At 58.1% G+C, this 18,220-nt stretch carries 13 protein-coding genes; 8 read left to right on the forward strand and 5 right to left on the reverse strand.

Translation table 11 applies throughout. From position 1 onward, the window contains the following. On the forward strand, nt 1-1,896 hold the full coding sequence (locus AB731_RS06495; protein WP_047093953.1) for an XrtA/PEP-CTERM system amidotransferase: 1,896 nt from the start codon (nt 1-3) through the stop codon (nt 1,894-1,896). Here the strand turns inward: AB731_RS06495 and zapE are convergent. Both zapE and AB731_RS06505 read right to left on the reverse strand, forming a co-directional pair. Then, the gene (zapE, locus tag AB731_RS06500; protein ID WP_047093815.1) at nt 1,893-2,999 is read right to left on the reverse strand and encodes a cell division protein ZapE; all 1,107 of its coding nucleotides are present in this window, start codon (nt 2,997-2,999) and stop codon (nt 1,893-1,895) included. The genes AB731_RS06495 and zapE overlap by 4 nt on opposite strands. Nucleotides 3,000-3,003: 4 nt before the next feature. After that, complete coding sequence (locus AB731_RS06505) at nt 3,004-3,786, reverse strand: succinate dehydrogenase iron-sulfur subunit (RefSeq protein WP_047093814.1); 783 nt, start codon at nt 3,784-3,786, stop codon at nt 3,004-3,006. Between the two features lie 222 nt (nt 3,787-4,008). On the opposite strand from AB731_RS06505, the gene AB731_RS06510 reads away from it, so the two are divergent. Both AB731_RS06510 and AB731_RS06515 read left to right on the forward strand, forming a co-directional pair. Continuing rightward, a complete protein-coding gene (locus AB731_RS06510) occupies nt 4,009-4,725 on the forward strand; it encodes an SDR family NAD(P)-dependent oxidoreductase (RefSeq protein ID WP_047093813.1) in 717 nt (238 codons plus the stop codon). A gap of 107 nt (nt 4,726-4,832) precedes the next feature. Then, nucleotides 4,833-5,474 carry an HAD-IB family phosphatase gene (locus tag AB731_RS06515; RefSeq protein WP_052769007.1) on the forward strand — a complete coding sequence of 214 codons (642 nt, stop codon included), beginning with the start codon at nt 4,833-4,835 and terminating at the stop codon, nt 5,472-5,474. Here AB731_RS06515 and AB731_RS06520 read toward each other — a convergent pair. Continuing rightward, nucleotides 5,471-6,565 carry a glycosyltransferase family 4 protein gene (locus tag AB731_RS06520; protein WP_047093811.1) on the reverse strand — a complete coding sequence of 365 codons (1,095 nt, stop codon included), beginning with the start codon at nt 6,563-6,565 and terminating at the stop codon, nt 5,471-5,473. The two genes, AB731_RS06515 and AB731_RS06520, sit on opposite strands and share 4 nt — an antisense overlap. After that, on the reverse strand, nt 6,556-7,737 hold the full coding sequence (locus tag AB731_RS06525) for a hypothetical protein (protein WP_052769006.1): 1,182 nt from the start codon (nt 7,735-7,737) through the stop codon (nt 6,556-6,558). The genes AB731_RS06520 and AB731_RS06525 overlap by 10 nt, the downstream gene beginning before the upstream one ends. Nucleotides 7,738-7,895: 158 nt before the next feature. Here AB731_RS06525 and AB731_RS06530 point away from each other — a divergent pair, with 158 nt between their 5' ends. Next, complete coding sequence (locus AB731_RS06530) at nt 7,896-9,227, forward strand: lipopolysaccharide biosynthesis protein (protein ID WP_047093810.1); 1,332 nt, start codon at nt 7,896-7,898, stop codon at nt 9,225-9,227. After that, entirely contained in the window at nt 9,224-9,982 is a 759-nt protein-coding gene (locus AB731_RS06535; protein ID WP_047093809.1) for a nucleotidyltransferase family protein, read from the forward strand. Before AB731_RS06530 ends, AB731_RS06535 begins: the two co-directional genes overlap by 4 nt. Before the next feature lie 169 nt (nt 9,983-10,151). On the opposite strand, the gene AB731_RS06540 is transcribed toward AB731_RS06535, so the two are convergent. Next, the gene (locus tag AB731_RS06540; RefSeq protein WP_047093808.1) at nt 10,152-12,944 is read right to left on the reverse strand and encodes an Rne/Rng family ribonuclease; all 2,793 of its coding nucleotides are present in this window, start codon (nt 12,942-12,944) and stop codon (nt 10,152-10,154) included. Between the two features lie 510 nt (nt 12,945-13,454). Between AB731_RS06540 and AB731_RS06545 the strand changes: the two genes are divergently transcribed. The 3 genes from AB731_RS06545 (at nt 13,455) to prfB (ending at nt 18,178) form a co-directional block, all read left to right on the forward strand. Beyond that, nucleotides 13,455-14,327, forward strand: coding sequence for an N-acetylmuramoyl-L-alanine amidase family protein (locus AB731_RS06545; protein WP_047093807.1), 873 nt, complete (start codon nt 13,455-13,457; stop codon nt 14,325-14,327). Between the two features lie 75 nt (nt 14,328-14,402). Beyond that, nucleotides 14,403-16,952 (forward strand): penicillin-binding protein 1A, encoded by a 2,550-nt coding sequence (locus AB731_RS06550; RefSeq protein ID WP_047093806.1) that lies wholly within the window; start codon nt 14,403-14,405, stop codon nt 16,950-16,952. Nucleotides 16,953-17,050: 98 nt separating this feature from the next. After that, nucleotides 17,051-18,178, forward strand: coding sequence for a peptide chain release factor 2 (prfB, locus tag AB731_RS06555; protein ID WP_047093805.1), 1,128 nt, complete (start codon nt 17,051-17,053; stop codon nt 18,176-18,178). Nucleotides 18,179-18,220: the final 42 nt, after the last annotated feature.

The following is an 18,220-nucleotide window of genomic DNA, read 5'->3' on the forward strand; positions in this document are numbered from 1 at the left end:
ATGTGCGGCATTGCAGGTCTTTTTCATACGGGCACCATCAAGCCGGTTGATCCATCACGGGTTGAGCGGATGTGCGATGTGCTTGCGCACCGCGGGCCCGACGGATCCGGCGTATGGACTGCGCCCGGCGTGGGGCTGGGCCATCGCCGTCTGTCGATCATCGATCTGGAAGGATCACCGCAGCCGATGCATTCGGCAGATGAGCGCGCGGTGATCGCCTTCAATGGCGAAATCTACAATTTCCGCGAATTGCGGCGCGAACTGGAAGAGCAAGGCGCGAAATTTAAAACTGACGGCGATACCGAAGTCATCCTCGCCGCATGGCAGCGCTGGGGCGAGGATTGTGTGCAGCATTTGCACGGCATGTTTGCCTTCGCGCTTTACGACCGGTCCGAACGGACGCTGTTCCTCGCGCGCGACCGGTTTGGCGTAAAACCGCTGTTTTTTGCGGAGCTTGCTGACGGATCGCTGGCCTTTGCCTCCGAATTGAAAGGCCTTCTGGCGCATCCATTGCTGCGCCGTGATGCCGATCCTCTGGCGATCGAGGATTACATGACCTGGGGCTATGTCCCCGATCATCGTTCAATTCTTCGCGGAGTGCGCAAGCTGCCAGCTGGCCATACCATGCTGCTGAAACACGATACGCCGCTGCCGCAGCCGCGCCAGTTCTGGGATGTGAGCTTCGAGAAACGCCATAAGGCCAAGGCCCGCGATCTTGAGGCGGAATTGCTGCATCACCTGCAACAGGCTGTCGAAAGCCGGATGGTGTCAGATGTGCCGCTGGGCGCGTTCTTGTCCGGCGGGGTCGACAGCTCTGCCGTGGTCGCCTTCATGGCGGGCGCGGGGCAGGGCAAGGTGCGCACCTGCTCCATAGGGTTTGACGTCGCGAGCGCAGACGAGACAAGCTATGCTGATCAAGTCGCGCAGTTGTTCAACACCGATCACGCCAGCCGCATCGTCAGCGCGGACCAGTTCGATGCCATCGACACCATTGCCGGCATGTTTGATGAACCCTTCGCCGATGCCTCTGCCTTGCCGACATGGCGGGTGTGCCAATTGGCGCGTGAAAGCGTCACGGTTGCCCTGTCTGGCGATGGCGCGGACGAGGCCTTTGCCGGATATCGCCGACAAGTGTTCCATGCCCATGAAGAGCGCGCGCGCGGCATGATCCCGGGCGCCGTTCGTTCGAAAGTGCTTGGTCCGTTGGGGAATGTTTTCCCGAAAATGGATTGGGCGCCCAGACCTTTGCGAGCGAAGGCGACACTCCAATCGCTCGCTGGTTCCGGGGCTGAAGGCTATGCACGGGCGCTGTCGGTTGTGCCTCCTGAAATCCGGCAGTCGATGTATGGTGAGGGCCTGCGCAAGCAGATCGGCGGCTATCGCGGGGAAGCACCGTTGGAGGCTCTGATGGCAAATGCTCCGGCGCGTACGGGACTGGATGCGGCGCAATATGCCGATCTCAAATTCTGGCTGCCGGGCGATATTCTTACAAAAGTTGACCGTACCAGCATGGCGGTCGGGCTGGAGGCGCGTGAACCGCTGCTCGACCACCGGTTGGTGGAATTTGCAGCAGCTCTCCCCGATGGCCTTCGCGTGAAACGTTCACAGGGCAAATGGCTGCTCAAAAAATCGATGGAGCGGTATCTGCCGGAGGACATTCTCTATCGGCCCAAACAAGGCTTCGTCACGCCGATTGCACATTGGTTTCGCGGCCCCCTTGCGGGGAAAGCACGTGGCATCGCCAAAAGCGCCATGCTTGCACGCACGGGCTGGTTCGACAATGCGCGAATTGCAGAACTGGCCGAAGCGCATATTGCGGGCCGGTCGGACCATTCACGACTGCTTTGGCAATTGTTGATGCTCGACCGCTCGCTTGCGCGGCTCGGCATTACCTAGGTCGCCCTGCCGTGGCCTAGGGCCATGTATTGGGTGCTTTGCATTTCCTTCAGGCGGCTGACTGTCCGCTCGAACTCGAAGGCACCATCGCCTTTGCGATAGAGATCTTCCGGTTCGGCCTGTGCCGTCGCAAACAGTTTCACACCGTTTTCATAAAGCGCATCGATCAGCTTGGTAAAGCGGATTGCCTCATTGCGGTTTTCAGGCCCCATGCGCGGAATGCCAACTACGATCACGGTGTGATATTCGCGCGCCACGGCCAGATAATCAGCCGCGCCGCGGTTTTCACCGCATAAGCGCTTGAAGCTGAATACAGCGACCCCCTTAAGACTTTTGGGCACGAAAAGGCTCCGGCCGCCGCCAAGGTCAAGTTCACCGGAGGGGACGTTGGCGGCATCTTCTGGCGCATAATCCGTGAGCCGAAAAAAGGCCTCTCTTACTTGGGCCGTGGCAGCAGCGCTCACCGGGGCATGCCATGTTTCAAGGTCTCCCAACCTGTCCAGCCGGTAGTCGGTCGGGCCGTTCAGGGAAACCACGTCCATTTCAGCTTCCACCAGATCAATGAAAGGCAAGAACAGTGACCGGTTCAGGCCATCCTTGTAGAGATCGCGCGGGGGCCGGTTGCTTGTCGTGACGATGGTAACGCCTTCGTCAACAATCAACGCGGTGAACAGGCGCGCCATAATTGCTGCATCGGCGGTGTTGTTGACGACCATTTCATCGAAAGCCAGGCAACGAACATCGGCAGCAATTCGCTTTGCGACACGGCGCACCGGTCCTTCGGTTTCCCGCTCTCGCTCTTCGCGCAGCAAGCCGTCAACTTCCAGCATGAAGGCGTGAAAATGGACGCGGCGCTTTTCCGGAATTCGCAAGGTGGACACAAACATGTCCATCAACATAGACTTGCCGCGCCCGACGCCGCCCCACATGTAAACGCCCCGCGGGCTGGTCCTGCGGCTGCCGAACAGCTGGCCCAACAACCCGCCAGGAGCATCGGCCTGAAGCTCTTTCTGCAGCGCATTCAGCCTGACGGCTGCGGCGCGCTGGTCCGGATCGGATTGCAACTCTCCGGCTGCAATCAACTGCTCATACCGTGCGAGCATTTACCTAGATCGCGCGTTCGGCCTGCATCTTCTTGATTTCGGCAATCGCTCGCGCGGGGTTCAGACCCTTCGGGCAAACATTGGCGCAGTTCATGATCGTATGGCAGCGATAGAGGCGGAAGGGATCTTCCAGATCGTCCAAACGCTCCCCTGTCATTTCATCGCGGCTGTCGGCGAGCCAGCGATATGCCTGAAGCAGGATCGCCGGGCCGAGGAACTTGTCGGAATTCCACCAATAGCTGGGGCAGGCGGTGGAGCAGCAGGCGCACAGGATGCATTCGTACAGACCATCAAGCTTTTCGCGCTGCTCTGGCGATTGCAAACGTTCCTTGCCGCTTGGCGTTGTAGATACGGTCTGCAACCAAGGGCGGATGCTGGCATATTGCGCGTAAAAATGCGTGAAGTCGGGCACCAGATCCTTCACCACCTCCATGTGAGGGAGGGGGGTAATGCGGATATCGCCGGCCATGTCTTCGATCGCAGTTGTGCAGGCGAGGCCGTTCTTGCCGTTCATGTTCATCGAACACGAACCGCAAATACCTTCGCGGCATGACCGGCGGAAGGTCAGCGTCGGATCGATTTCGTTCTTGATCTTGAACAGGGCATCCAGAACCATCGGGCCACAATTGTCCAGATCAACTTCAAAGGTGTCGTAGCTGGGGTTTTTGCCGCTATCCGGATTGTAGCGATAGATCCGGAAGGTTTTCGTCCGGCTTGCTCCCTCCGCCTTGTGGACTTCGCCATCCTTGCGGATCTTGCTGTTTTTGGGGAGAGTGAAGGTTGCCATGGTATCTTCCGGTTGTTCCAGCCTGTTGCTGCCTATCTAGCTATCGTGTCAGCAAGGGCAAGCAGGACCTTTGGCCAAAGGCGCGATTTCCGCAGGAATTCTGCCGGTTTTTGCTGATCGGGCAGGCGTCCGGCATATCCAAACGAATACGGCAGAGCGGACCGGTTATCTTCGCCAAACTGGTGCCCTAAATAATAGCTTCAAATTGCGGGAAGTGACGAGATGAACTGGACCAAAGCAGCTATTTTCGGCGCAAGCGGCGGCATAGGCGATGCGCTGGTGCGCGCTTTGGCGGCGGACGGTGTTGCTGTGCTGGCAGGCTCTCGCAGAGGCGATGTTCCGCAATTGCCGGGAGTGACACCATTCACCTTTGATCTGACCGACGAAGCCAGCATTGCGGCGGCTGTTGCGCCGTGGAAGGAAAGTCCGCCTGATCTGGTTTTTGTCACCACAGGCGTTCTTACCTTGAAGGACGGTACCGGGCCTGAGCGGAGCCTGAAGCAACTGAGCGGAGAGGCGATGAGCGAAATACTTCTTCTCAACGCTGTCGGCCCCGCAATGATCGCAAAGCACGTGCTGCCGTTGTTTCCGCGCAATGCGCCTGCATCATTTGCAGCCCTTTCGGCCCGTGTTGGTTCTATCGCTGACAACCGGATTGGCGGGTGGCATTCTTACAGGGCAAGCAAAGCCGCGCTGAACATGCTGATCCGCAACTTTGCTATCGAGATGTGCCGCACGCACAAGCAGGCCGTAATCGCTGGCCTTCATCCCGGTACCGTCGACACACCGCTGTCACAGCCGTTTCAGTCCAATTTGCCAGCGGGTCAATTGACTCCAGCTGATGAATCCGCACGCAACTTGCTGGCCGTTTTGCAGAAGCTGGGGCCGGAAGACAGCGGCAATGTGTTCGACTGGAAAGGTGATCGCATTCCCGAATAACCAGTCGAGACAGCTTGCGATGTGGGCTGACATATGGCGGGATTCGCCCTGTCGGGAGGATCGATCCAGCTTGAACGAGGTATATGTTGCTGCCATTGTCAGCCGCGATGAAAACCGCCGTCTATGACCTCGACAAGACCTTGGTGCGCCGGGCAACGTTCACACCCTTCCTGATCTTTGCATCGCGGCGTCTGGCGCCTTGGCGGATTACCTTCCTTCCCTTGTGGGTGTTGATGATGGCCGGTTACCGCATCGGCTTATACAATCGCACTTCACTCAAACAGTTTGGCATGCGTCTGATGCTCGGGAATCCAGGCCATGAAATCCTGCAATTGACCGGAAGAGCCTTCGCTTCTGCCCATGTCGAGCGATCGGGCTGGCTGGAAGGTATCGTCGCCATGGTTGAAGCCGACCGTGCAGAAGGCAGGCGTATTGCTATCGCAACAGCCGCGTTTGAATTTTATGCCACGGCATTCGCTGATATGATCGGGATTGAACATGTAATCGCCACCCGTTGGGATGGCAGATTGATCCCGGGCGGCAATTGCTATGGGGCCGAGAAATATCGCCGTGTTGCGGAATGGCTCGGGCACGATCCTGCCCAATCAGACCTTCGTTTTGTTAGCGACAGCTTTGCCGATTTGCCTTTGCTGGCAGCGGCGAAGGACGCAGTTTTCGTCACACGAAACAATGCGAAACGTGCCAAAGCCGCGGCGCAGGGCTGGCAAGTGGTGGACGGCGAGCTTTAACGTTCCGCAAGGATGTGGCGAATTCTGCCAACCAACGCCGCCCCGATTTCATCAAAATGCGATTGTGAAAACTTTTCCAGCACCCGTTCCCGTGCGCGGTGCCCCATATCTTTCAGGATCAGGGGCTGTGACAGCATTTGCCCCAAGGCTTCTGCAAGCGCAGGCACATTTCCGACAGGAACAGCCAATCCGATTGCGGGATCATCCACAGTGAAGGGCATTTCTCCCGTTTGTGAGACGATAACCGGCAGACCGGCCTGCATCGCTTCATGCGCTGCGATGCAAAAGCCTTCACGCCTTGAAGGTTGAAGATAAAGATGCTGGTCAGCCAGAAACGCTGCCGGATCCTCCACAAAGCCGGCGAACCTGATCGTATCAAGACCGGCGGCGGCGGCCTGTGATTTAAGCTGCGCTTCGTCCTTGCCGATCCCGCCGATGGTAATCTGGAATTTCGCTGCAGGCTCAAAACCCGTCGATTGCAATTGCGCCAGAGCAGCGATCAAAATGTCATAGCCCTTTGCGGGATGAAGCCGCCCCAGGCTTCCGATGCGCAGCATTTCGCCTTCGGTCCAACTCCTGGATTGAGGAGCATCGGGATTGGCGGCGAATATCGGCCATGTAACGACATCTTTTGCGGCGATATCAAGCCTGTTTCGCGTCAAATCCGCCACCTGTGCACTATCTGCAACCCAGATGTCGGAAGCTGCAGCGCGCCAGCGCAATATTCTCTCGTTCCATGGTTTTAGAAAGGCATTGTGTTGCCAGCTCACCACCGGCAATTTGAACCGCTGGCCCGCAATTTGTCCCAGCAGTGTTGCGCGGGTGAGAGATGTCCACAAAACGTCGGCACGCCAATCGTGAACCTGCTGCGTGATCCAGCGTAATGCAGCCGGGTGATCCTTCTCCCCGCCTTCTCTTACCACCGGCTCAATACCGCGCTCAAGCAGCCGGGGGATCGCGAGGCCGTTGCGTCGGGTAAGTGCGAAGACCCGTACTTCCGCGCCTGCCTGTCGCAGCGAGCCGATGATCTGCGGGAGAGGAGACTGCGCCCCGCCGCCCTCCATGGAATTGATCAGATAGGCTATCCGCATTGATTCTGCCGGTCAGCGATCAATTGCGCGATGGCATGCGCCGCGCGCTGCGAAGACGGAACGTCTGACTGCGCAAATGTGTGGGCGATCAGCGTTTTCTGTGCGCTGCGATACCTCTCGCCGATATTCCGGTGGTCCGCCAGCAGTTCGGACAGTTCAGTAATATTTTGCGCAATTGGCCCGGTGCCGAGAAACGGCAAATCGTCCGACCCTTGCTGGCGTAGCGCTTCGTTTGGATCGAGTAGGAATACAGGGCGAGGGCGAACAAGAAATTCGTAAAGCTGGCTCGACGCTTCGCCGATATATCCGTCACTACCCAGCATATAACTCATGTCGAACAGGCGAGGCCCATCGACATCGATAAGAATGTTCTGCACCGCCCGTGCTTCTCCAGGAATATCAGGGCGGCGTTTGCCAATCCCGTATTCCGGCGAGATGTGCATGGCTTTGCGAAACAGCATTACATGCGGGGCGAACACCAGATTATATGCCTGTCCCGCTTCGCTGGCGAACCACCGCAGCAGATCGGGGCCCATATCGTACCAACTGGAAAGGTGCGGGTCGAAATGCGGATTGTAGACGAATGTCGGGCGTCCGTTGCTGAAAAAGACCGGCTTTGATGCAAGATCGACACGTTCGAACTTGGGGTAACCTGTTACCTTGATTCGCGCGGGATCAACGCCGTTTTCGGCAAGCTTTTCCGCCATCTTCGGCCCCGCAACAAGACTGAGGTCGAACTTGCGGTGATCCGGGTGAAACGTGACACTGCGGTCGCCGGTCCCGTGTGGAACCCTTATGAAAGGTGGCGCGCGGTCTGGGCCAAGGCGCGCTTTTACCCGCAGGCATGTCCTTTCAGTGGATATGACTGCATCGCTCTCGGCAAACAGTTTTTCATGAATTCGCAGCCGTGCCAGGCGTGAGGCAGGCAAAATCCTGTCCAGCAGCCTGGCGGCTTTTCCAACAAAGCCTGTAAGATGCAGTTCGTGCCAATTCATAAGCGCTGCATCATCAGGACTGATCAGGCTCTCGATTTTTTGCCTGAGCGCCTTGTCCGAATACGCAACGATGGTTTCGACATCGCTATGCTCGCGGGCCATTGCGGCCGCGACAGGCGCGAGATGCGCGACCTGGTGGGCCGCATCATGGTTGAATAGGAAGACGGCGCTTGGCATCGCGCAGTCAGCGGATAGGCATATCGCCTCTTCATGCAAGGGGTTTCGGTTAAGTTGATATTTGCCAACGGTCCATGATCGATTAGGAAGCAATCGAAGCCGCCGACCCGAATGCAACAATCGGTCGATACCTAGCCAGCCGCACGAGGACCCTTGCCATGGAGACGGACCAGACGATCCGCCCACAACGGGGCGGAATGCGTCAAATCCTCAAGAATGTTGCCTGGTTGATGGGAGGTAAGGGCTTCGGAGCAATCTGCTCGATCGCCTACCTGGCAATTCTTTCACGCTCGCTGGGATTGAAGGATTTCGGTCACTTCTCGCTGATTTTCGTGACTGCGCTCACGCTGGTGGCATTGGCAAGTTTCCAGACCTGGCAAACCGTGGTGAAATTCGGCGCAGAGCCGGTGCAGCAGAAGGACTGGGCCCGGTTCGGAAAGCTCATCTGGTTGTGCAGCAAGATTGATGTGGCAGGTGCCATTGCAGGGTGCGTTATTGCCGCAATCGTGTTTCACGGCTTTGGATCAATGCTGGAACTAAATCCCCGCTATATTGACGTGGCCTTCTGGTTTGCCTGTGCCATGCTGTGGTCCCGCATGACGACGCCTAATGGTATCGTAAGGGTGCTGGATCGGTTCGATTTGGGTATCTATGTCGAGGCGGTGGTTCCGGCGGGCCGCCTTTTGGCATCCTTCGTCATCGTTCTTGCCGGGGCAACAGTTGAACGTTTCCTTTTCGCCTGGGCAATGTTCGATTTGCTGGCGGGCGCTCTATACTGGATTGTCGCGTGGAGGCTGGTTCCAGAGGCCATGCACCGCAGCCACTTTGGTTACGCCCGTGATACGCTGAAGGACCACAGGGGTTTGACCCAGTTCTTCACAGTAACCTATTTTTCGTCGACACTTGATGCCCTGTACAAACAGGGACCGCTTCTGGCGGTCGGTTATTTTCTCGGAACCAGCGCTGCGGGCCTATACCGTCTGGCAGATCAATTGGCGCAGGGTATCGGCAAGCTTTCCGGCCTGCTGGCGCGCGCGATTTTTCCCGAATTTGCGGTTGCCCGGACTACCCACTCGGAACAGCTTTTTCGCAAGCTGGTGCGGCAAACCACCCTGATCGCTGCGGGTGGCGGAGCCTTGGTGACAGCGTTGGCCGTATTGCTCGGTGAACCGTTGCTATTGCTGATCGGGGGCGAAGATTATGTGGGCGGTGCGGCGGTTCTGATACCGCTGGCTATCGGCGCGTCTTTTGAATTGGCCTCGGTCGCGTATGAGCCGATGCTGTATTCTACCGGGCGCGCGATTTACTCGATGCTGATCCGCGCATTGGCAGTTGGCGTACTGACGGCCGGTATTTTGCTGCTTGTGCATCTGGGCGCTGTTGGCGTGGGAATTGCGGTTGCCGCCGGTCTCGCCGTGATGTGGGTTGTGATGAGCCTGACTGTCTGGCGGGTTATGACCACACTGATCCGTAAGGAAGGCGCACAATGACCGTTGCCGCTCTGGTACTGGCGGGAACGCGCGAGGGGGGAGATCCCTTTGCACAGGCGCAAGGCGCCTCGCACAAGGCGTTGATCGACGTTGAAGGAGTGCCGATTCTTCAGCGTGTGGTGGATGCCTTGTTTAAGGCTGGTATAACCCGGATTGTTGTCAGTTGTGATCCCGGGCCAGTATCTGATCTTGCGCAGGCGCTTGATTGCGAAACATTACCCACAGGGCGCGGGCCCAGTGCAAGCGTTGGTCTCGCGCTGAAAAATATCGGTGCACCGCTGCTGGTGACGACTTCGGATCATGCGTTGCTGGAAGCTGCCTGGGTCCGTGAACTTATCGACAACACACCGGGTGATTGCGATGTTTCGGTTATGCTGGCCCGGCGCGAAGAGATTGACCAGGCGATGCCGGGTAGCAAACGCACTTATCTGCGTTTCGCAGACGGGCATTGGTCCGGCTGCAATCTTTTCTATCTGCAGACCGCGTCTGCTGAACGGGCGATCAATATCTGGAGCACGGTGGAAGCAGATCGCAAACGGCCATGGCGGATCGTTGCCCGGCTTGGTTTTGGCACATTGTTTTCAATGCTTTTGGGCCGTTTGACCTTGGCTGACGGCCTTGCTCGCCTTGGTCAGAAGATCGGTATCCGTGCCAGCCTAGTGCCTGCCTCCAATGGCCTCGCCGCTGTCGACGTGGACAATGCTGAGGATCTTTCGGCCGTTCGTGCTTTGCTGCTTGCAAGGCACCGCGACTGACATTTCGACATTTTGACTTCAATCACCTGAAGGTGTCATCAGACTGATGGCTTGACGCCACCAAGCAAAGGTTGCGCGCCGAAAATGCGGCGTATCGCGTGCAGTTATCCCGCTAAAAATAGAGGAGCGGGATAACTGCACATACCAAGCATTGTTGAATTTGGCGAGATCAGGCGCCGAAAGTGCGCTGCCACCATCCGCCGCGGCGAGCCCCGCCTTCGCTTGTTTCGCCTTCGCTAGTTTCGCCTTCGCCAGCTTTTACCTGTGCCGGAACCTCGGAGGCAGTGGTTTGCTTGGTTGAGGTAGCTTCGGCTGTTTCGCCAGCCTTCGTCTTTGGTTCAGCCTTTGCCTTTGGTTCAGCCTTCTTGCGTGGCTTGCGTTTTGGCTTGGGCTTCTCTTCGGCATCAGCTGCGGCTTCTGCGCTGTTGTCAGCGGCCGGAGTTTCAGCAGCGTCGACCGCTGGCTTTTTCCTGCGCGTACGCGGCTTCGGCTTCGGCTTTTCCTCGGTTTCGGAACCGTCCTGAGCGTCAGCGTCCGTATCGGCTATAGCCGCTGGCTTTGCTTCGGAAGCCTTCGCCCGCCGGACGCGCGGCTTCGGCTTCGGCTTTTCCTCGGCGTCTGGTGCAGCTTGTGTTTCGCTGCCCTGTTCTGCCGCCGTGTCAGTTGCCGTATCGGTTTCCGCGCCGGTCGCATCATCGCTTACCGGCTTGCGCGAGCGACCACGACCGCCCCGGCGACCGCGACGAGGCTTTCTCTCACCTTCGTCATCACCACGTTCTTCAGATGGGCTTTCGTCCTGCTGCGAATTATCACCGTCATCATCAGATGAATTTTCGTCAGACTGGCTTTCGTCAGCATTCCGGTTCTTGTTGCGGCCACGCCCGCCGCGGCGACGTCGCCGGCGCTTTTTGGCCTGACCATCTTCATCCGTGTTGTTATGATCACGCGCTTCCTGCGCATCTTCGCTGGCATCATCATCGTCGTTATCATCGACGACTTCATCTTCTTCATCGTCAACAATAGGTTCGAACCGGGGCGCTTCGCTCGGCTTGGGGCCGGACGAATTGACGCGCATTTTCGCACCTTCGTCTTCGCCTTCGGGCTTCACTTCGACCGTTACGTGATAACGGCTTTCGATTTCTGCAAGGTCGGAACGTTTCGCGTTGAGCAGGTAAACCGCCGCCTCTGTCGAAGCGTGCAGGGTGATGACAGTGCCTTTGCCCTTGGCAGCTTCATCTTCGATCACACGAAGAGCCGAGAGCCCGGCAGATGACGCTGTGCGGACCAGGCCCGTACCGTCACAATGCGGGCATTCGCGGGTAGAAGCTTCGAGCACGCCGGTGCGCAACCGTTGGCGGCTCATTTCCATCAGACCGAAGCCGGAAATTCGGCCCACCTGGATGCGGGCGCGATCGTTCTTGAGTGCATCCTTCATCGCCCGCTCGACTTTACGAACGTTGGAATTGTGATCCATGTCGATGAAATCGATCACCACCAGACCGGCCATATCGCGCAAGCGCAGTTGCCGCGCGATTTCACGTGCCGCTTCGAGATTGGTGTGAAGCGCCGTCTGCTCGATGCCGTGTTCCTTGGTGGAACGGCCCGAGTTGATGTCGATGGATACCAGTGCCTCTGTCGGGTTGATGACCAGATAGCCTCCCGATTTCAGCTGGACGACGGGTTCGTACATCGCGGAAAGCTGGTCTTCCGCGCCGTAGCGCTGGAACAACGGGACCGGATCATTATAGGCTTTTACCCGGCGTGCGTGGCTGGGCATGAGCAGTTTCATGAACTGCTTTGCAGCCTTGTACCCCTGTTCGCCCTCTACGATGACTTCTTCGATCTCGCGATTGTAGATATCGCGGATGGCACGTTTGATCAGGTCCGAATCCGAATGGATCTGGGCCGGTGCGCTGGAGCCGAGAGTGCGTTCGCGGATTTCGTCCCACAACCGTGCGAGATAATCGAAGTCTCGCTTGATTTCCGGCTTGGTGCGGGAAAGGCCAGCTGTCCGTACGATCAGGCCCATGCTTTTCGGCAGGCTGAGATCGCTGACAATGCTCTTGAGGCGCTTGCGGTCAGAGCCGCTGGAAATCTTGCGAGAAATGCCGCCACCGTGACTGGAATTTGGCATGAGCACGCAATAGCGGCCCGCAAGACTGAGATAGCTGGTGAGGGCTGCACCCTTGTTGCCGCGCTCTTCCTTCACAACCTGGACTAGCAGCACCTGACGGCGCTGGATCACGTCCTGGATCTTGTAGCGGCGACGCAGAGCCTGACGCTTTGCCCGCGCTTCGTCTATTTCCTTGGCACGGCTGCCGCCGCCCCGGCTTGAACTCTGGCGACCTTGTGGCCGGCGGCCCTTGTGGCCGCGCCCCTGCTGGCGACCACGACCGCGTCCCCGGCGATTGCCGTTCCTGGCATCGCCGTTTTCATCGTCGCCGTCCGATTCCCCGTCATCCGAATCGTCATCGGAATCATCGTCGTCTGAATCATCGTCGTCGTCATCGTGAGAATCTTCGAGCTGGCCCTCTTCGATGGTCGCAACCTTGTCCTTTTCGGACGTGTCGATTTCCTCGACACCAGGTTCATCATCATCGTGATCATGTTCGTCCGCAGGCTCTGGCGTGCCGTCTTCGTCTTCTTGCTCGCGCAAAGCGGCTTCTTCATCAGCCGCAGCCTGTTCTTCGGCCAGCAAGGCCTCGCGGTCCTGCGCCGGAATCTGGTAATAATCCGGATGGATTTCACTGAAAGCAAGGAAGCCGTGACGATTGCCACCAAAGTCGACAAATGCCGCTTGCAAAGAGGGTTCAACCCTCGTGACTTTGGCTAAATAGATATTGCCCTTGATCTGCTTGTGTTCAGCAGATTCAAAGTCAAACTCCTCAATCCGGTTTCCCTTGACTACCGCCACCCGCGTTTCTTCCGGGTGGCGCGCATCGATAAGCATGCGCGTTGCCATTAAATATTCTCCAGGCAGGCCCCAATGTACCACTGGAAAGGCCGGTTGAAGCCTGTCCGGTTGCGGGGGGGTGCCGATATGTGTGGATCCCGGCGCTCAAGCGCAGGGAAGGAAGGATCGCACCGTCGCCATGTGCCCAAAACGGGCGCTGGCAATCGGGCTTGCGAAACGTGTTCGCCGGAATGCGGAGGCGCAGTTTTGTCATCTGCGCGAAGCAAGCCGCACCTGCCACACGCCCTTGCGGACGTGCTTTGGCAGTCTGGCTATTGCTTTGCATTGCGGCATCAACCTGTAATCTGTGCCGGGCCTGACAGGGCGCCATCCCGGAATGCCGGGACGTAATACACCGGCGGCTATTCTGCTAGCATCAGGGGAAACTATCGGCAACCTTGTTGCGCGTTTCTGCAAATTTCCCTTGGGTCTGCGTTAACAATCGGCAAGTGTTGTATGCAGCGGAGTCAGAGGCTGCTGTACTACGGGCATTTGAATAGAGGAGGTCGGGCAACTGCCGTGGCGCAACGCATCCAGGTCAGCCTTTTGTTTGCATTCCCTGTTGTCCTTGTCGGCGCGCTTTATCTCTGGGGCCTGACTATACCTGTGCCGGTCCTCGGGCGCGGTTACGTCATCACTCTGCCGCTACCTGATACCGAAGCACAATTGGGGTTACCGGAAATTTTTGGCCCGCAAGATCCCACACGCCCTCTGATTGTTATTGATGCCGGCCACGGCGGTCCTGACCCGGGCGCTTCCAGTGAAGGGCTTCGCGAAAAATCCATCGTGCTTGGCCTTGCCAGGGCCCTGCGCGACAGATTGGTCGAACAAGGAGGTATCCGGGTCGCGATGACCCGCGAAGACGATACGCTCATCATCCTGGAAGAACGCGCCCAGATCGCCCGCGCCCTTGGGGCAGACCTGTTTATTTCTATCCATGCTGATTCGGCAGGCGACAAGGAAGGTGTGGAGGGGGCAAGCATCTACACCCTCTCTGAAACCGCGTCATCCGAAGCAGCAGCCCGCTTTGCACAGCGCGAGAATGACGCGGATATTGTAAACGGGGTTAATCTGTCCGGCAATAATGATGCAGTGAATGCCATACTTGTCGAGTTATCGCAGCGGCGCACTTCCGAGAGTTCTGCCGAATTTGCGTCACTTATCGAGCGTGAAGGAGCGGACACCTTGCGGTTTCACCCGCAAGCGCGGCGCTCGGCAGCGCTGGCTGTTTTGCGGGCACCCGATGTGCCAGCGGTTTTGTATGAAGCGGGGTTCATTTCCAATCCCGATGAAGCACGCGCCTTGGCTTCAGCCGAGGGGCAGGAGCAATTCGCGGATGTGCTCGCGCGCGCCATCCGGATTTTTTTCGCACGGCAGAGCAATTCCGGCTAATGTTGACGGGATTGGCTGAAACGGCGCGCATTCATTGTGGCGCCAGCTTTAATTGCCATGCTAGGGCCCTGACTCATGAGCAATGAATTTCCCGGTGATGCTGCAACTGACGGCAAAGGTGGCTTTACGCGGCGCGTTTCGCGCGGTGGTGAGGGCACTTGGATGAAGATCCGCGTAGCGTGGCAAACCCGCCGCCGGTTCCGCATGCTGTTTTATGCACTTGGCGGCGGACTGTTGCTGGCGATCCTCGGGTGGTTCTGGCTGGCGCATGATTTGCCTGATGCTGAAACACTGCTGGATTACGAACCCAATCTGCCGACCGTTGTGCGCGGCATGGATGGCGAAATTGTTCACCGGTATGAACGTGAGCGGCGAGTGGAGCTGGATTTCCGGGACCTGCCCGAACAATTGCTCAACGCGTATGTCTCGGCAGAAGATGAGACCTTCTGGAGCCACAACGGGATTGACGCGGGCGGTTTTGTTAACGCGGTCTTCGATTATGTTTCCAAGCTGGGATCGGGGGAGCGAGCCGTGGGCGGCTCCACCATCACGCAGCAGGTCGCGAAAAACATTCTTGTCGGTAATGAATATTCGGTCACGCGCAAATTGCGCGAGATGATCCTGGCCACGCGCATCGAAGGCGTGCTGCCGAAGGAAGAGATCATCACGCTGTATCTCAATGAAATTCCTCTCGGGAGGCGCAGCTTCGGCGTTCAGGCAGCTTCTCTCGCATATTTCGACAAGGACGTGGACGAGCTCGATCTGCACGAGATGGCCTATCTTGCCATCCTGCCGCGTGCACCAGAGGAATACAGCCGCTCCGCCAATTTCGAAATTGCGCAGGCGCGGCGAAACCTTGTTCTCTCCCAGATGGAAGACAATGGTTACATTACGCAGGCGCAGATGACGGATGCCCAAGCGAGGCCGCTTGGCATTGTTGAAGGGCAACGCACGCAGCGCTCCGCAGATGCCGGGTATTTCCTCGAAGAGGTGCGACGCCAGTTGATCGCGCGGTTCGGTGAAGAGGCAGAGGACGGCGAGAACAGCGTTTATGCAGGCGGGCTTTGGGTGCGGACCTCGCTCGATACAGAATTGCAGGATGCCGCGCGCGATTCATTGCGGGCAGCAATGCTGCGTTATCATGGCAATCGCGGCTGGACAGGGCCTTTGGCCACGATCGACGCGGCCAACGGTGATCTGACGGAGCAGCTGCGAAGTTCGTACCTGTCGATCAATTATGATGACTGGCGGATCGGCGTGGTAACAGCGCGCAGCGGTGCAACCGCAACGATTGGCTTTGCCGACGGGGACGAGGCGCCTTTGTCTGGCCTGCCGGACGCTTTGGCTGTCGGCAATGTTATTGCCGCCTCGCCAAGCGGAAATGGCTGGCGGGTTCGAACCGTGCCAGAAGTCTCCGGCGGTTTTCTGGCGATGCAGCCGGAAACGGGCCGTATCCTTGCGATGCAGGGGGGTTTCGATAGCAGGCTTGGGGCGTTCAATCGCGCAACACAGGCCGATCGCCAACCGGGCTCTACCGTCAAGCCATTCGTCTATGCTACGGGGCTTGATCACGGGATGACGCCTGCAACAATGATCCCCGACAGTCAGTACTGTTATTACCAGGGCAGCAACCTCGGAGAAAAATGCTTCACCAATTTCGGAGGTGGCCGCGGCGGCGGCGAATTCCCGATGCGTTACGGGCTGGAGCAATCCAAGAACCTGATGACTGTCCATATCGCAATGGACGCCGGCATGGAAAATGTGATCCAGACGTTCCGCGACATGGGTTTGGAGCCTGAAGGTATTGAATACGAGCCATTCCCGGCATTCTCTCTGGGTGCAGGTGAAACCACTGTCGAGCGGATAACCGCTGCTTATGCTGCCATGGTGAACCATGGGCGGCTTAATCCGCCGACCGTCATCGATTATGTTCAGGACCGTGACGGAAAGGTGATCTGGCGCACCGATCAGCGCGACTGCACTGGTTGCAATATGGCTGAGTGGGACGGCGCGGCGATGCCGCGGTTTGGCCGAACGGGCCGTCAGGTGATGGACGCGCGGACTGCTTTCCAGACCGTACATATGCTTGAAGGAACAGTGCAGCGCGGCACCGCGACCCGTCTGCGTGATCTCGATATTCCGATGTTTGGCAAGACCGGCACCAGTACCGGCCCGACCAATGCCTGGTTCGTCGGCGGATCTCCCGATATCGTGGCCGGAACCTATCTCGGGTTCGACACCCCGCGCAACATGGGCGGTTACGTGCAAGGCGGAAATACTGCCGTGCCGATTTTTCGCCAATTTGCCGAAGAGACACGGGATCACTGGTCCGGGCGGCCATTTACTGCGCCGGCCGGTGTCCGCATGGTGCGGATCGACAGAAGGACCGGAAACCGGGTATTTGGTGGCTGGCCAGGTGATGAACCCACTGCCGCGGTCATCTGGGAGGCTTTCAAGCCCGACACCGAACCTCGCCGTACGCAGCGGCAGGATGATATAGACACAATGCGCGAAACCATTCTGGCGCAATTGCGGCGAAGAGAGCGCGGGCCTGCGGTTTCGACGCAAACCCAGACGGCTGAGGAGCCAGATGACTTCGCAGAAGAGCAGGGCGGCATTTATTGATCGGCAACCCGTTGGCCGTGTCTGAATAATCGCGGCCTCTTCCGCAAAGCCGCGCGCTGCGCTAGGCGCGCCAATCAATTCTATCGGAGAACAATGCCATGCGTGCCGAAGGGCAGGCCCATATAGACCGGATCACTGCTGCTCTTGCCTTGGTAAAGAAGTCGCTGGATTGGGAACACGCGCTGCGCCGGCTCGACGAGTTGGAAGCGCGCGTGCAGGATCCTGACCTGTGGAACGATCCCAAGAAGGCGCAGGCCATCAGCCGCGAGCATAAACTGCTGAAGGACGCAGTTGCGACCGTGCGGGAAATTTCTGCTGAAATGTCGGATGCTGTCGAATTCGTCGACATGGGCGAAGCCGAAGGTGATGACGACGTTGTTCAGGATGGCCTGAAAAGCCTTGCCGCGCTCGCCAAGCGTGCGGACCGCGACAAGGTCAACGCCCTGCTGTCTGGCGAGGCCGATGGATATGACACCTATCTCCAGATCAATTCAGGCGCAGGCGGGACGGAAAGCCAGGACTGGGCCGAAATGCTGTTCCGCATGTATGGCCGCTGGGCAGAACGACGGGGGTTCAAGGTCGAAACTGTAGAATACGCGGCGGGCGATCAGGCTGGCATCAAGTCTGCCACTTTGCTGATCAAGGGCGAAAACGCCTATGGCTACGCCAAGACCGAAACGGGCGTACACCGCCTTGTGCGCATAAGCCCGTATGACAGCTCGGCCCGCCGTCACACATCATTCAGTTCCGTCTGGGTCTATCCGGTGATTGATGACGACATCAATATAGAAATCAACGAAGGCGATCTGAAGATCGACACTTACCGTGCGTCGGGCGCGGGCGGGCAACACGTCAACACGACCGATTCTGCAGTCCGGATCACGCACAAACCGACCGGGATTGTGGTGGCAAGCCAGAACGACCGCAGCCAGCACAAGAACCGCGCGACCGCGATGAATATGCTAAAGGCGCGGATGTTCGAACGCGAGATGGCAGAACGTGAAGCCGTGGCGGCCGGCGAATATGCCGAGAAAACCGAAATCGGGTGGGGCCACCAAATCCGCAGTTACGTCCTGCAACCGTATCAAATGGTGAAAGACCTGCGGACCGGAGTCACCAGTCCCACGCCTGATGATGTGCTGGACGGCGACATCGACGACTTCATCGCCGCCGCCCTTGCTCAGCGCGTAACTGGCGAGAAGGTCGATGTGGAGGATGTGGAGTAGGCACCGCAAAGAGCGGCTTTGCCAAGCGCCACACGGACAGCT

Origin of the sequence: Aurantiacibacter marinus (assembly GCF_001021555.1) — a bacterium.
In the GTDB taxonomy this organism is placed as follows: domain Bacteria; phylum Pseudomonadota; class Alphaproteobacteria; order Sphingomonadales; family Sphingomonadaceae; genus Alteraurantiacibacter; species Alteraurantiacibacter marinus.

Bases quoted from the DNA above. Each gene is read 5' to 3' on its own strand.
- AB731_RS06495 (WP_047093953.1), top strand. From the start codon at position 1: ATGTGCGGCATTGCAGGTCTTTTTCATACGGGCACCATCAAGCCGGTT.
- zapE (WP_047093815.1), bottom strand. From the start codon at position 2,999: ATGCTCGCACGGTATGAGCAGTTGATTGCAGCCGGAGAGTTGCAATCC.
- AB731_RS06505 (WP_047093814.1), bottom strand. From the start codon at position 3,786: ATGGCAACCTTCACTCTCCCCAAAAACAGCAAGATCCGCAAGGATGGC.
- AB731_RS06510 (WP_047093813.1), top strand. From the start codon at position 4,009: ATGAACTGGACCAAAGCAGCTATTTTCGGCGCAAGCGGCGGCATAGGC.
- AB731_RS06515 (WP_052769007.1), top strand. From the start codon at position 4,833: ATGAAAACCGCCGTCTATGACCTCGACAAGACCTTGGTGCGCCGGGCA.
- AB731_RS06520 (WP_047093811.1), bottom strand. From the start codon at position 6,565: ATGCGGATAGCCTATCTGATCAATTCCATGGAGGGCGGCGGGGCGCAG.
- AB731_RS06525 (WP_052769006.1), bottom strand. From the start codon at position 7,737: ATGCCAAGCGCCGTCTTCCTATTCAACCATGATGCGGCCCACCAGGTC.
- AB731_RS06530 (WP_047093810.1), top strand. From the start codon at position 7,896: ATGGAGACGGACCAGACGATCCGCCCACAACGGGGCGGAATGCGTCAA.
- AB731_RS06535 (WP_047093809.1), top strand. From the start codon at position 9,224: ATGACCGTTGCCGCTCTGGTACTGGCGGGAACGCGCGAGGGGGGAGAT.
- AB731_RS06540 (WP_047093808.1), bottom strand. From the start codon at position 12,944: ATGGCAACGCGCATGCTTATCGATGCGCGCCACCCGGAAGAAACGCGG.
- AB731_RS06550 (WP_047093806.1), top strand. From the start codon at position 14,403: ATGAGCAATGAATTTCCCGGTGATGCTGCAACTGACGGCAAAGGTGGC.
- prfB (WP_047093805.1), top strand. From the start codon at position 17,051: ATGCGTGCCGAAGGGCAGGCCCATATAGACCGGATCACTGCTGCTCTT.